Origin of the sequence: Ruegeria atlantica (assembly GCF_013033965.1) — a bacterium.
Classification (GTDB): domain Bacteria; phylum Pseudomonadota; class Alphaproteobacteria; order Rhodobacterales; family Rhodobacteraceae; genus Ruegeria; species Ruegeria atlantica_D.
Map to the genome: position 1 here is coordinate 282,764 of NZ_WQFE01000004.1, position 13,723 is coordinate 296,486.

Genomic DNA, 13,723 nt, shown 5'->3' on the forward strand with positions numbered 1-13,723 from the left:
CCAATAATAGCCGGTTTACGCCGCAGGGTCACTGACCAATCAGGGATCGTTTTATCAGGTCTTCCTGCCGCCATTTCTTCAACCCATCCACAATGCCCTGCGCCATGCCCACGCGCCATTCCGGGTTTCGGATGTTCTTCAAATCGCGCGGACTGGACAAAAATCCAAGCTCGACCAGAACTGAAGGGATGTCCGCCGCCTTAAGAACAGAGAATGAGGCCGTGCGGATCGGCCTGCTGTTCATCGGGCCGCCCTGCTGAGTCATGCCATCGGCCAGCGCCCGAGCCAGCGCGTCAGTTCGGGGCTTGGTTTCCTGCCGGGCGATATCCAGCAATACGTCGGCCACTTGATCATCTGCGCCGCTCAGATCAATGCCCGAGATCAGATCACCCCGGTCATGCCTTTCGGCCAGTTTGTCGCTGGCCACGTCCGAGGCTTCATCGGACAGTGTATACACCGCAGCCCCATGCGCCCGCCCCTCGGAGAGGATATCCGCGTGCAGCGAGATGAACACATCCGCACCCGCGCGATGCGCCAGCGCAATACGCCGTTCGAGTGAAACGAATTGGTCATCAACGCGCGTCATCACCACTTCGAAGCCGCCGGTCCGCAGCAAATGCTCGCGAAGCTCGCGCGCGAAGGTCAACATCAAGGTCTTTTCGTCCAAGCCGTCGACCTCGGCCCCCGGATCAATGCCACCATGACCCGGGTCGAGCATGACCCGCAACGCACCTGATCCGCCACGGCGCGGTTGGGCCGGGGTTAGCGCAGGCTCTGGCAAATCCCAGCCTTGTTGACGGGGTGCGCCTGCGCCAGCCGCGAATGTATCGAAATCGGTTCCTTGCAGCAGCAGCGACAGCTGCGCCCCTCCGGTGGCCTCATCAATCCGCATCTCGGCCCGTTCAACGGCCAAAGGCGCGCCAAGATCAAGTACCAAACGCGACCAGCCAGGCACATACGCACCGAACTGAACACCGCTGATACGGTCGGTCTGCAAAAAGGTCTCGCGGTCAAGCCCGGTCCAGTCAACCTCCTGGAAATCCAGAACCATGCGATAGGGGTCTTGCAAGGTGAACACCCGATAAGGCACGCCCTGGCTGAGGCCGAGATCGACACGCACTCCGGCGCGACCTTCGTCCACAATTCGGCTGTCATCCGGCAACACGCGCGCAAGCGCGCTGAAATCATGCGCCGCAACGGCCGTCGACAGCGCCCAGAACAGCGCTATGGCGTAGATGATCCTGCTCATGGCCTCAAGTTTTCCCGAGATCGTTTGTCCGGCACTCTATCGCATCCGAGGCCCGTTGTGAACGGCTCAAGCCTGTTCCGTGATCGCACCACGTTCAGCCATAAAGCGATGCAAGCGCCGCAGCCCTTCTTCGATGTCAGGGGTCGAGCGCGCGTATGAGAACCGCAGCGTCACATGACCACGCAGCGGGTCGAAATCCAGCCCCGGCGTGACAGCCACCCCGGCCTTTTCCAGGATCTCGGCTGCAAAGGCGCGGCTGTCATCCGTCAGGTCCGAGACGTCAGCGTAGACGTAGAATGCCCCATCCGGCGGCGCGATGTTGGTGAACCCGGCCTTGGGAAGCCCTTCCAGCATCAATTCGCGGTTGCGGCGATAGACATCCAGATTGGTCTGCAATTCCTCGTTGCAATCCATCGCGGCAAGCGCGGCTACTTGGCTGGCGTGCGGAGCACAGATGAACATGTTCTGGGCGATCCGTTCAACCACGCGCACTTGATCCTCGGGGACGACCATCCAGCCGACACGCCAGCCGGTCATCGAGAAATACTTGGAGAACGAATTGATCACATAGCACTCATCCGTCAGTTCCAGCGCAGTGACGGCTTTGGCCTCGTATTCCAGACCGTGATAAATCTCATCGCTAATGAACGAAGCGCCCTGCCCGTGCGCCGCATCAATCAGCGCGCCCATTGCCGAATGATCCAGCATGGTGCCGGTGGGATTGGCCGGCGATGCAACCATCAGGCCCTGCAGGTCGAGCGCTGCGAAATCGGATGGAACCGGCTGCAAACGGTTTTCGGTAGCGGTCGGCAGATCGACCGGCACCAGACTTAACGCCTTCAGAATCTGCCGGTAAGACGGATAGCCCGGCGCACCGATCCCCACGCGATCACCACTGTCGAACAGGGCGGTGAAGGCCAGCAGGAACCCTCCGGACGATCCGGGCGTAACCACAACACGTTCGGGGTTCAGGTCAACATTATACCATTCGCCATAAAGCCGCGCGATCCGTTGGCGCAGTGCAGGCAGACCCAAAGCCACAGTGTAGCCCAGCGGGCCTTGGTCCATCTCTCTGGCCAGGGCGTGAACGGCGCCTTTGGGCGCACCGGTCCCCGGCTGACCAACCTCCATGTGGATGATGTGGCGTCCAGCCTCTTCGGCGCGGCGCGCAGCCTCCATCACGTCCATCACGATGAAGGGATCGACCCCGGATCGGGTTGAGTTTCTCATGCCCATCTCCCATGTTGCAGCCATGGCTTTTGAACGCTTATCCAGGCTGGCGTCAATCCCGGCCCTGTTGCTGATTGCAGTGACATGGATGGGCAGCGCATTCCAGTCCAGCGCTCAAGGCTTGATCCGCGACCCAGATATCGAACACGGGTTGCGCGAACTGGCCTTTCCCATTCTGCGGGCCGCCGGGTTGAACACCAATCGGGTGAAAATTCTGGTCGTCAACGACCGCACCTTCAACGCCTTTGTCATTGATTACAACGCGATCTACCTGAATTACGGACTGATCCTGACCGTCGACAGCCCCGAGATGCTGCAGGCCGTGATTGCACATGAGGCAGCCCATATCGCCAATGGCCATCTGGCCCGACGGGCCGAGAATCTGCGCGCCACGCAGCGCAAAGCCATGCTGGGCACGGCGCTGGCCCTTGTTGCCGCTGCCGCAGGCGGGGGCGAAGCCGCAGCGGGAATCGCCATTGGAACAAACGCCTCGGCCCTGCGAGGTTTTCTAGGACATACACGGGCAGAAGAGGCATCGGCCGACCGCAGTTCTGCCAGCTATCTGCGTGCGGCGGGGATTTCGCCCAGTGGGATGGTCGCCCTGCACCAAAAATTCGCTGGTCAAGAATTGCTGAGCACAGCCAACCAAGATCCCTATATGCGATCCCATCCTACCAGCCGTGAACGCCTGCGCGCTGCTGAGGCCTTTGTGGGAGAGTTCAGCGATAATACTGCACCAAACCCAAACGCCGACTACTGGTTTGCGCGGGTCAAGGGCAAGCTGTCGGCCTTCCTGCGCTCACCCGGTTGGACCCTGCGCCGGTCCAAGGAAGAAGACGCGCAGGACATTCGCCTGATGCGCGAGGCCGCCGCTCATCACCAGAATCGTGATCTGGCCCGCGCGAAGGATGCAATTGAAGGCGCGCTGGAAATCCGGCCCGATGATCCGTTTTACTACGAACTCAAGGGCCAAATTCTTCTGGAAAACAGAAGGTTGCCTGACGCTATTAAAGCATATGGGCAGGCGGTTGAAATGGCCCCGAATGATTCGTTGCTTTTGGCGGGTTACGGGCGCGCTTTGCTGGCCGATGGGCAGACAGCCGATGCCTTGAAGGTCCTTGAAAAGGCGCGCGCACGGGACTATCGCAATGCACGACTGATGCAGGATCTTGGAATGGCTTACGCCAAGGTCGGGAACAATGGCATGGCCTCGGCTGTGACCGCAGAACGCTATGCCCTGCAAGGCCGATTGGCAGATGCAGGTATTCATGCAAAACGCGCCATCGGGCAGTTGCCCGAAGGCTCACCTGGTTGGCAACGGGCACAGGATGTGCTGATTGCCTCGGAACAAGCGAAGAAGAAAAAGAAAAGGAACCGGAAATGATCCTCAGACATGCTGCACCCGCCCTTCTGGGGCTTTCCCTGATCGCAGGCCCCGTGCAGGCCCTTGACCTGAGCACCATGAGCGACGCCGAACGTGAGCAGTTCGGTGTCCAGGTGCGCGAATACCTTCTGGAAAATCCCGAAGTGATCATCGAAGCGATCAACATTCTTGAACAGCGCAACGCCGCCGCCGAAGCCGCCGCAGACAAGGATCTGGTCGCGGCCAACGCGGACGAGCTGTTCAACGACGGCTATAGCTGGGTTGGCGGCAACCCCGATGGCGACATCACTCTGGTCGAGTTCATGGATTACCGCTGCGGCTATTGCCGCCGCGCCGTGCCCGAAGTCGCAAGTCTGCTTGCCGAAGACGGCAACATCCGCCTTGTGATCAAGGAATTCCCGATCCTGGGCGACGCCTCGGTTCTGTCGTCGCGTTTTGCGGTTGCGACCAAACATGTCGCAGGGGATGATGCCTATAAACAAGTCCATGACGCACTGCTGGAATTCACTGGTGAGCCGTCTGAGGTTTCATTGCGCCGAATTTCGGACGGCCTGGGTTTGGACAGCGATGCTATCGTCGCGGCCATGGACAGCGAGCAGGTTACTGAAGAAATCAGTCGGACCCGCGCATTGGCGCAACGTATGCAAATCTCGGGTACACCTTCGTTTGTTCTGGGCACAGAAATGCTGCGCGGCTTCCTGCCCGCTGACCAGATGCAACAGATCGCTGATGGCGTGCGGGCCGAACAAGGTTAATGCGGCAGGGCGGCAGGGCCGCCCTCTGCTCGCATCGCCAGTCGGGCGCAGATTGCATAGGCGAACAGCCCTTGGATTGAATGCGCTTCTTGTGAAAACAGGCAAAAAATGCCTGTAGGCCGATTTACCCTCTTTTCACAGGCCACAAGTTCGCCTTAGAACTTCATTACCACTCAAACCGGCAATGAAGTTTCTTGGATATCTGCGTCAACAAAACGGATATGATTTGTCCACGCCTGCCCGGCATCGCCCGCGTTGCGATTGCGCTGGCGCTTTTCGTTCTTTTCTCTGCCTGCGCTCAGAATCCGAACGACACTGATCTTGATCCGGAACGTCAGGCAATGGCGCTGCAAGAGGTCTCAAAGAAACAAGCCCGTGGGCAAAGAGTGTGGTGCGTGCCCTACGCACGCAACCTCAGCGGCATTGAAATTCGCGGCAACGCCAAAGACTGGTGGGGGAAGGCGCGCAATGTCTTTGACCGCGGCAATGAACCGGTTGTCGGTGCGGTGATGTCATTTCGGGCAACCCGGGGAATGCCCCTTGGCCACGTGGCTGTCGTGTCCGACGTTGTCACCGAGAGGGAAGTCATCGTGAACCACGCCAACTGGCACCGCAACAAGGTATCGTTAAAAATGGGCGTTAAGGACGTATCAAAAAACAACGATTGGACGTTAGTGAGGGTCGAAACTCATCCCGGTCGCTATGGTAGTTTCTACCCAGTAAACGGGTTCATATATCCAAACTTTATCGAGTAACTCTGTTTCCGATTGCGTCTGCTTCAGACCGTGCAAACCGACCACTTTGCAACCGAGGCGTTTTTCGGATCATCTGCGTTAGTGTCTTTGCGAGCTTACTCTGCCGCCTCAGCTGCAGCATCCAACTCGGCGGCCTTCTTCTCGACCTCATCAACGATGTGATCGATCATCTGATCGTTCGACATCTTGTGGCTGGCCTTGCCTGCCAGATAAACCATTCCGGATCCCGCCCCACCGCCGGTAAAGCCCACATCGGTCATAAGCGCCTCACCCGGGCCGTTAACCACGCAGCCGATGATAGACAGGCTCATCGGCGTTTTGATGTGTTCCAGCCGCTGCTCCAGCGCCTCGACCGTCTTGATCACGTCAAAACCCTGCCGCGCGCAGGACGGGCAGGATATGATGTTGACGCCACGATGGCGCAAGCCCAGAGATTTCAGGATCTCATAGCCCACCTTTACTTCTTCAACCGGGTCGGCAGAGAGGCTGACACGGATCGTGTCTCCGATGCCCATCCACAGCAGGTTGCCCAAACCGATAGCGGATTTGATGGTGCCGGATACCAGCCCCCCCGCCTCAGTGATACCAAGGTGGATTGGCGCGTCCGTGGCCTCGGCAATGCCCTGATAGGCCGCAGCCGACAGAAAGACGTCGCTGGCCTTCACGCTGATCTTGAATTCGTGAAAGTCGTTGTCCTGAAGGATGCGAATATGTTCCAGCCCGCTTTCGACCATCGCCTCGGGGCATGGCTCGCCATATTTCTCAAGCAGGTGCTTTTCCAGACTGCCTGCGTTCACGCCGATGCGGATCGAACAATTGTGGTCGCGTGCCGCCTTGATGACTTCCTTTACGCGCTTTTCATCGCCGATATTGCCCGGGTTGATCCGCAGGCATGCAGCGCCTGCCTCTGCCGCTTCGATACCCCTGCGGTAGTGAAAGTGAATGTCGGCTACGATGGGAACCGGGCTTTCGCGCACGATCTCTTTCAACGCCTTTGATGACGCCTCATCCGGGACGGACACGCGCACGATATCGGCACCAGCCTCTGCCGCAGCCTGAACCTGCGCCACAGTCCCGGCAACATCCGTTGTCAGAGTGTTGGTCATCGTCTGAACAGCGATGGGCGCGTCGCCCCCGACCGGAACATTCCCGACCATGATCTGACGGGATTTGCGGCGATAGATGTTTCGCCATGGGCGGACGTGATTGAGGGACATATGGACGGGTCCAAAACAGACTGAGTTGCGTCTTTAAATAGTCCGCCTACCCGCGCACCGCAATGGCCAGATCACTCAGCCGGCGTTTCCGGTTCAACCGCCTGAAGTTCGGCGACCAACTGTTTTAGGGCGCTATTCTGTTCGGCTTCCAGATCGGCAACCTCATAGCGTTCGGCGACTGCGTCCTTGGACAGCAGGACACCTTTGGTCACTGTGCCCGGCGCGCCGACAGGTCCGAAATGTTCACCGTTCATCGAGAAATAAACGGACCCCGAAGCCCCGGCGCGCAGCTGCGGCGGTTCTTCGGTCAGGGGAATTTCAAATGTGTTGCCCTGCTCGACCGTACCCAGTGTACCTTCGAACAGAACGCTTCCATCTGCGGCACGAATGCGCATCCACGATGGCGCAACGGCCACGATTTTCAGAGCGGTATCAACCTGCTCGACCACCTGAGGCAATGCGGGGCGTTCAACCGTATGTACTTCGGCCACTTCAATCTTGGGTGCCTCTGGCGGGCGGAACGTGCCCACGGTGCGCGGGTCCAATGTCGCAATCGGTGCGTCTCGTGCCACAAGTACCGGAACATCCAGTGCCTGTGGGCGATAAAGGCGATCTAACGCTTCGGGCGTCGGGGCTGTGGTATCTGGTGCCTCGGCGATTTCGACCGGGGCGCGGGCAGCATCAAGCGGATCAAGATCCGACAGAACAACCGGGGCCTGTTCAACCGGGCTGACCTGAACCTGTTGGATTTTGTTCAGCACGGCCCAGCCACCATAGCCAATACCGCAAATCACGGTGAGCAGAACCAAAGACGACCCGATGGCGCGCGGCTCAATCTGGCTGACCAGAGATTCCTTGCCCGGGATATACGGCGTGTTCGGCGAGATGAACGGATCGCGCCCCATCGGTCCGCGCGCAGGCAATCCGCCCGAAGACTTGCGAACAACCGACGCCTCGGCCGACATACCATGGGCAACCTCAAATCCGCTTTCAGCGCAGAAGGTGGCAAAAGTTTCGTCGGGGTTCATGCCCAGATAGCGGGCGTAAGAACGCACATACCCGGCGATGAAGCCGGGTGTGTCGAACGCCTCGGGATCGGCGTCTTCTATGGCAGCGATGTAGTTGGCTTTGATCCGCAGCTCGCGCTGAACATCCAGAAGAGACTTGCCCATTGTCGCGCGTTCGCCGCGCATCCTGTCGCCAAGCCGCACTTCATAGTCGTCGAAGCCCTTTGGCCGGACGTCCGTGCTGTCTTCGGATTCGCGCTGTGATCTGCGCCCAATCATCCCTGCTGCCCCATTCTGCCTTGTGCGTCTTACACGCTAACGACGAATCGCTCCAATTATGATTCGTGCGTCTCTTTTGTTAGCGAAAGCTTAACACGCGACAAGCAAATTGCACACTTTGGCGTGAGGTTATCCTGCAAGTTCGGCGCGATTTAGCGCACAATGTGACCAAAGTTCGTCCATCGCGTGGATCAAACGGTTCATTTCACCCGGCCCATGCACAGGAGACGGGGTAAAGCGCAGACGTTCCGTGCCACGCGGCACAGTCGGGAAATTGATCGGTTGAACGTAAATACCATGATCGTCCAGCAACTTGTCGCTGAGGATCTTAGTGTGGACCGGGTTGCCAACAATCACCGGCACAATGTGGCTGCCGTGATCGATCAGCGGCAGGCCCATGCCTTTCAGTCGCAGCTTGAGCACTTTGGCCTGAGTCTGGTGCTGCTCGCGCAGGTCAGACGCCCCCTTGAGGTAGGCAACCGACGCCGCCGCGCCCGCAGCCACCGAAGGCGGCAACGACGTGGTAAAGATGAACCCCGGCGCATAAGAGCGTACGGCGTCACACATTTTCTCGCTGGCCGCGATATAACCACCCATCACACCATAGGCTTTTGCCAGTGTGCCGTTGATGATGTCGATGCGATGCGCCAGACGATCACGCTCGGTCACGCCTCCACCGCGCGGGCCGTACATACCAACCGCGTGCACTTCGTCGATATAGGTCAGGGCGCCGAACTCGTCGGCCAGGTCGCAGATTTCTTCGATCGGGCCGAAATCACCGTCCATCGAATAGACGGATTCGAACGCAATAAGCTTAGGGGCGGCCGGATCGTCGGCCTCAAGCAATTCACGCAGATGCGCGACGTCATTGTGCCGGAAAATGCGCTTGGAACCGCCATTGCGGCGCACACCTTCGATCATCGAAGCATGGTTCAGCGCGTCAGAATAAATGATCAGGCCGGGGAACAACTTGGGCAACGTGCTAAGTGTCGCGTCATTCGCAATATACGCACTGGTAAACAGCAACGCAGCCTCTTTGCCGTGCAGATCGGCCAGCTCAGCCTCAAGCTGTTTGTGATACACGGTCGTGCCCGAAATGTTGCGCGTTCCGCCGGAACCGGCACCCGCAGCATCAACAGCATCATGCATCGCATTCAGAACAACCGGGTTCTGGCCCATACCCAGGTAGTCGTTGCCACACCACACGGTAATGTTCTGTTGCGACCCGTCGGGACGCGTGCGCACAGCATGCGGGAAGTGACCGTTCTGGCGTTCGATATCAATGAAGGTCCGGTAACGTCCTTCTTCGTGCAGCCTGGCAATCGCTGAATCGAGCTGAGCAGTATAGTCCACCGGTTTCTCCTTCTGTGCCCGGCATTGACCTTCTGGTTGCCGAACCCTTGTTCCCACAGATACCAGAGCATGCTGTTCCTGCGGTTTGCGTCCCCTGGAATGCCTTGCCTAGTGGCATCGTCGGAGTCGCGACATTGATTTGCATCAATTATCCCCGATCTTGCCATGGGACAAGTAAAGTTACGGCCATCAGACGCGAGGAAACGACGCAGGCGTTCCAAAGTCACATATCCCGTTTCCGATAGTATACCCCAAATCCCGTCGATACGCACTGGACGGCACCGCCGGTACTGATAGGTTCCGCACCAGTTCACGCCATTCAGGAGAGGCTCATGTCACTAGACGCTGTTCTGAGCAGGATCGACACCGATCTGTCCACGTCCATCGACCGCTTGATGGAATTTCTGCGCATCCCATCGATTTCGACCGATCCGGCTTACAAAGAGCAGGTTGATCAGGCCGCCGACTGGTTGGTCGCCGATCTGCAAAGCATCGGCATTGCGGCCGAAAAACGCGAAACCCCCGGTCACCCGATGGTGGTTGGCCATGTGGGGGAGGACAGCGGCGGCCCGCACGTTCTGTTTTACGGGCACTACGACGTGCAACCCGTTGATCCGCTGGAGCTTTGGAACCGCGACCCATTCGACCCGGCGCTGGAAGATACCGAAAACGGACAGGTCATCCGCGGCCGTGGTTCGTCGGATGACAAGGGTCAGTTGATGACCTTTGTCGAGGCCTGCCGTGCTTGGAAGGCGGTTCACGGATCCCTGCCCTGCCGCATCACGTTCTTCTTCGAGGGCGAAGAAGAATCCGGCTCTCCCTCGTTGGTGCCGTTCCTTGAAGCCAACAAGGACGAGTTGAAGGCTGATCTGGCGCTGGTTTGCGACACCTCGATGGTTTCTCGCGGCGTACCATCGATCGCGTCGCAACTGCGCGGCATGCTCAAGGATGAGTTCACCATCATCGGTCCCCGCATCGACCTGCATTCCGGGCACTACGGCGGCCCCGGGCTGAACCCGTTGCGCGAACTGTCGAAAATCGTCGCGTCCTTCTATGACGACGAAACCGGGCGCGTGGCCGTTGACGGGTTTTATGAAGGTGTCCACGAAGTACCTGCCGAGCAGCTACGTCAGTGGGAAAACTGCGGCTTTGATGAGGCGGAATACCTGAATTCGGTGGGCTATTCCCAACCCCATGGTGAAAAGGGCTATTCCACATTAGAACAGCAATGGGCGCGTCCGACACTGGAAGTGAATGGTTTGTGGGGCGGCTACAACGGCGCAGGTTCGAAAACCGTGATCCCGTCCGAGGCGCACTGCAAGATCACTTGCCGTCTTGTCGGCGACATGGACCCCGACGCGCTGCGCGATAAGGTCCGCAAACATGTCGAAGAACGTCTTTCTTCCGACGCGAAAGTTGTCTGGGACAACGACCTTGAAGGCTCGCCAGCATCGGTGATGAACCTCGACCGCCCGGAATTCGAAGCGGCGCGCGGCGCTCTGTCGGATGAATGGGACCGTGAAGCTGTCTTTACCGGTATGGGAGGCTCGATCCCGGTGGTTGGCTATTTCGATACAGTTCTCGGCTTGGATTCGATGCTGGTCGGCTATGCCAACGACGACGACGCGATCCATTCACCGAACGAAAAATATGACGTGAAAAGCTTCCACAAGGGTATTCGCTCGTGGGCGCGCATTCTGGATGCTTTGCGCAACTAAACACGTTTTGCGAGGCCCTGCCTCGCGCTCCGAGGTATTTGAGGCCAGATGAAGACACGGATCCGCTGCTTCATCTGGCTGAAAGTACCTCGGGGGAGTCGCCGAAGGCGGCGGGGGCAGAGCCCCCTTCCCTTACATGTGGATCACACGTCCGTAGGCGTCCAGCACGCTTTCGTGCATCATCTCTGACAGCGTCGGGTGCGGGAAGACAGTATTCATAAGGTCTTCTTCCGTGGTTTCCAGCTGTCGGCCTACAACATACCCCTGAATCAATTCCGTGACTTCAGCGCCAATCATATGCGCACCCAAAAGCTCTCCGGTTTTGGCGTCGAACACTGTTTTGATCAGGCCTTCGGGCTCGCCGAGAGCGATAGCCTTGCCGTTGCCGATGAACGGGAACCTGCCGACTTTTATGTCGTATCCCAGTTCCTTGGCCTTCGCCTCTGAATACCCAACGGACGCCACCTGCGGTTGGCAATAGGTACAACCGGCGATGCTTTCAGGTTTCACCGGATGGGTATGTTTGCCGGCGATCAACTCGGCGACCATGACACCCTCGTGGCTGGCCTTGTGCGCAAGCCAAGGCGCGCCGGCAATGTCACCGATCGCATAAAGGCCATCGACACCTGTACGACAGAACTCATCCGTGACGACATGTGTACGGTCGATTTTGACGCCCAAGGCCTCGAGCCCGAGGTTTTCGACATTCCCCACGATCCCCACGGCCGAGATTACGGTGTCAAAGTCGTGCTTTTCGACTTTGCCCTTAACTTCAATATGGGCTGTGACTTTACCCTTCGCGCGGTCCAGTTGTTTGACCATCGCCTTTTCCATGATGGTCATGCCTTGTTTGGTAAAGGCTTTCTTGGCCAGCGCGCTGATTTCGGCATCTTCGACCGGTAGCACGCGGTCCATCACCTCGACCACGGTCGTGTCCGCGCCCAACGTGTTATAGAAACTGGCGAATTCGATCCCGATTGCACCAGAACCAATGACCAGCAGCTTTTTCGGCATCCGCGGCGGCTGTAGCGCGTGCTTGTATGTCCAGACCAGATTGCCGTCTGCTTCTAGTCCCGGCAGCTCCCGAGCGCGCGCGCCGGTCGCCAGCACGATGTTCTTGGCCGTCAGTTCCTCGGTACCCTTGTCGGTTTTGACAGTGACCTTGCCTTTGGCAGGGATCGTGGCCTCGCCCATCACAACGGTCACCTTGTTCTTTTTCAGCAAATGGCCAATGCCGCCTGACAGTTGCGCCGCAACCCCGCGCGAGCGTTTCACGACCGCATCCAGATCAAAACCAACTTTGTCAGCGCTCAGACCGAAATCCTTGGCGCGCTCCATAAGATGAAAAACCTCGGAGGTCCGCAGCAGCGCCTTGGTCGGGATACAGCCCCAGTTCAGGCAGATACCGCCCAAATGTTCGCGCTCAACCACAGCGGTTTTCAGGCCCAGCTGTGCGGCACGGATAGCAGCCACATATCCACCAGGACCGGCGCCAATTACGATCAGATCAAAAGATTGTGCTGCCATGTTTCCCTCTCGGCGCAGGTCGATTCAGAAATTAGTTTACCATTAAACTAATTCCCTGAATGCATCAACATATTGCTCCCGCGACAAAAGAGACGCAGGGTAAACCGGCGCGTTACGCGCTGTTTTCAGCCTATACCGCGCGTGAACCAATGGCTAGAAGATACGCACCGGGCTTGCCCGAACATTGTGAAACCCAAGTTATTCGAAAGACTTACCATGGCCAAAACGCTCAAAGATCTGTTGCTTGCCCTGCTTAACGCCACGCTTATCCTGATTGCGCTTTGCCTGTTTCTGGGGTGGAAGCTGGCGGCGACGGTCGACGATGTCACCACCAAGTTTGCCGAAAAGGTTCAGATCGTGGCGCCTTTAAAGGAAGACGTTCAGGGCGTACGCGGCGAATTGACGGCATTGCGCAGCGACCTGTCCTCGCTTCAACTTGACGGAACAACGGTCGATAGCGCCACGGCTCAGAAACTGTCTAAAGCGTTGGAAAAACTGGACGACCTGGAGAGCAACCTGCAAGCGGCCCAGACGAAAATAGCAGAGCTAACCGAGTCCCCGGAACAGCTCATCAACACTACACTTGAAAATTCGGCCGACCTTGTAGCCGACCGGGTTATTTCAATCCGAGGGTGCGAGCCTGCGTCCTAGCCGGCTGTTTGCAGCTCACGCACTGTCGCGCCGTATCCGCCCATGCTGACATAGGCGGCCTCGTGTTCCGTCATTGGACGCGAGAGGGCATCGTTGCGATACGGGAACCGGCCGAACTTGCGGATCACTTCGCGATGCGCCCGTGCGTGCAACAGGTTGCCGTCGTCGCCGTCGGTCATGTTCTGACACATCAGGCGCACACAGCGTTCCTGATCACACAGGTTTTCCGAATGCATCAAAGGAAGATAGAAGAACTGGCGGGCCGGTTCGTCAATCTTCAGATCCCACCCTTTGTCCACCGCACATTTCGCCGCTGACAATGCCGCCCGGTCCGAGGCGAAAGCCTCGGCGCTTCCTCGGAACATATTGCGCGGGAACTGATCCATCAGGATGATGTACGCCAATGCGCCGCTGGGATAGGTCAGCCAAAGGGAGAACTTGCCCTCACACGCAGCCTTCCATGTGGTCAGGAACTTTTCGCGGATTTCAGCATCCAATGCGTCATCCTGCAGATACCAACCCTTGGGACCAACTTCATCTAACCAAAAACTCAATACTTCTTCAGGACTTGCCATGCCCTTAACTCCGTCGTGTTTCC

At 58.2% G+C, this 13,723-nt stretch carries 12 protein-coding genes; 5 read left to right on the plus strand and 7 right to left on the minus strand.

Going from position 1 to position 13,723, the window contains the following annotated elements; translation table 11 throughout:
* Positions 1–28: 28 nt before the first annotated feature.
* Both GOW16_RS10205 and GOW16_RS10210 read right to left on the minus strand, forming a co-directional pair.
* Positions 29–1,249: an N-acetylmuramoyl-L-alanine amidase gene (locus tag GOW16_RS10205; protein WP_170414173.1), complete on the minus strand. Its 1,221-nt coding sequence runs from the start codon at positions 1,247–1,249 to the stop codon at positions 29–31.
* Positions 1,250–1,315: 66 nt separating this feature from the next.
* The gene (locus GOW16_RS10210; protein ID WP_170414176.1) at positions 1,316–2,479 is read right to left on the minus strand and encodes a pyridoxal phosphate-dependent aminotransferase; all 1,164 of its coding nucleotides are present in this window, start codon (positions 2,477–2,479) and stop codon (positions 1,316–1,318) included.
* Here GOW16_RS10210 and GOW16_RS10215 point away from each other — a divergent pair.
* From GOW16_RS10215 to GOW16_RS10225, 3 genes are all read left to right on the plus strand, one after another.
* Positions 2,478–3,863: a M48 family metalloprotease gene (locus GOW16_RS10215; protein ID WP_170414180.1), complete on the plus strand. Its 1,386-nt coding sequence runs from the start codon at positions 2,478–2,480 to the stop codon at positions 3,861–3,863. The genes GOW16_RS10210 and GOW16_RS10215 overlap by 2 nt on opposite strands.
* On the plus strand, positions 3,860–4,618 hold the full coding sequence (locus GOW16_RS10220) for a DsbA family protein (RefSeq protein WP_170414183.1): 759 nt from the start codon (positions 3,860–3,862) through the stop codon (positions 4,616–4,618). Before GOW16_RS10215 ends, GOW16_RS10220 begins: the two co-directional genes overlap by 4 nt.
* 221 nt (positions 4,619–4,839) lie before the next feature.
* Positions 4,840–5,373, plus strand: a complete 534-nt coding sequence (locus GOW16_RS10225) for a CHAP domain-containing protein (protein ID WP_170414186.1) — start codon at positions 4,840–4,842, stop codon at positions 5,371–5,373.
* A 95-nt stretch (positions 5,374–5,468) separates the two neighbouring features.
* Here GOW16_RS10225 and ispG read toward each other — a convergent pair whose 3' ends face one another.
* The 3 genes from ispG to hemA form a co-directional block, all read right to left on the minus strand.
* Positions 5,469–6,590, minus strand: a complete 1,122-nt coding sequence (gene ispG / locus GOW16_RS10230; RefSeq protein WP_170414189.1) for a flavodoxin-dependent (E)-4-hydroxy-3-methylbut-2-enyl-diphosphate synthase — start codon at positions 6,588–6,590, stop codon at positions 5,469–5,471.
* Between the two features lie 71 nt (positions 6,591–6,661).
* On the minus strand, positions 6,662–7,876 hold the full coding sequence (locus tag GOW16_RS10235; RefSeq protein ID WP_170414192.1) for a helix-turn-helix domain-containing protein: 1,215 nt from the start codon (positions 7,874–7,876) through the stop codon (positions 6,662–6,664).
* Positions 7,877–8,005: 129 nt separating this feature from the next.
* On the minus strand, positions 8,006–9,229 hold the full coding sequence (gene hemA / locus GOW16_RS10240) for a 5-aminolevulinate synthase (protein ID WP_170414196.1): 1,224 nt from the start codon (positions 9,227–9,229) through the stop codon (positions 8,006–8,008).
* Between the two features lie 332 nt (positions 9,230–9,561).
* Here hemA and GOW16_RS10245 point away from each other — a divergent pair, with 332 nt between their 5' ends.
* A complete protein-coding gene (locus GOW16_RS10245) occupies positions 9,562–10,947 on the plus strand; it encodes a dipeptidase (RefSeq protein WP_170414198.1) in 1,386 nt (461 codons plus the stop codon).
* A gap of 132 nt (positions 10,948–11,079) precedes the next feature.
* Here the strand turns inward: GOW16_RS10245 and lpdA are convergent, their stop codons facing one another.
* Complete coding sequence (gene lpdA, locus GOW16_RS10250; RefSeq protein ID WP_170414201.1) at positions 11,080–12,474, minus strand: dihydrolipoyl dehydrogenase; 1,395 nt, start codon at positions 12,472–12,474, stop codon at positions 11,080–11,082.
* Between the two features lie 216 nt (positions 12,475–12,690).
* On the opposite strand from lpdA, the gene GOW16_RS10255 reads away from it, so the two are divergent.
* The gene (locus tag GOW16_RS10255; RefSeq protein WP_170414204.1) at positions 12,691–13,125 is read left to right on the plus strand and encodes a hypothetical protein; all 435 of its coding nucleotides are present in this window, start codon (positions 12,691–12,693) and stop codon (positions 13,123–13,125) included.
* Here GOW16_RS10255 and GOW16_RS10260 read toward each other — a convergent pair.
* Positions 13,122–13,700 (minus strand): DUF924 family protein, encoded by a 579-nt coding sequence (locus GOW16_RS10260; protein ID WP_170414208.1) that lies wholly within the window; start codon positions 13,698–13,700, stop codon positions 13,122–13,124. The genes GOW16_RS10255 and GOW16_RS10260 overlap by 4 nt on opposite strands.
* Positions 13,701–13,723: the final 23 nt, after the last annotated feature.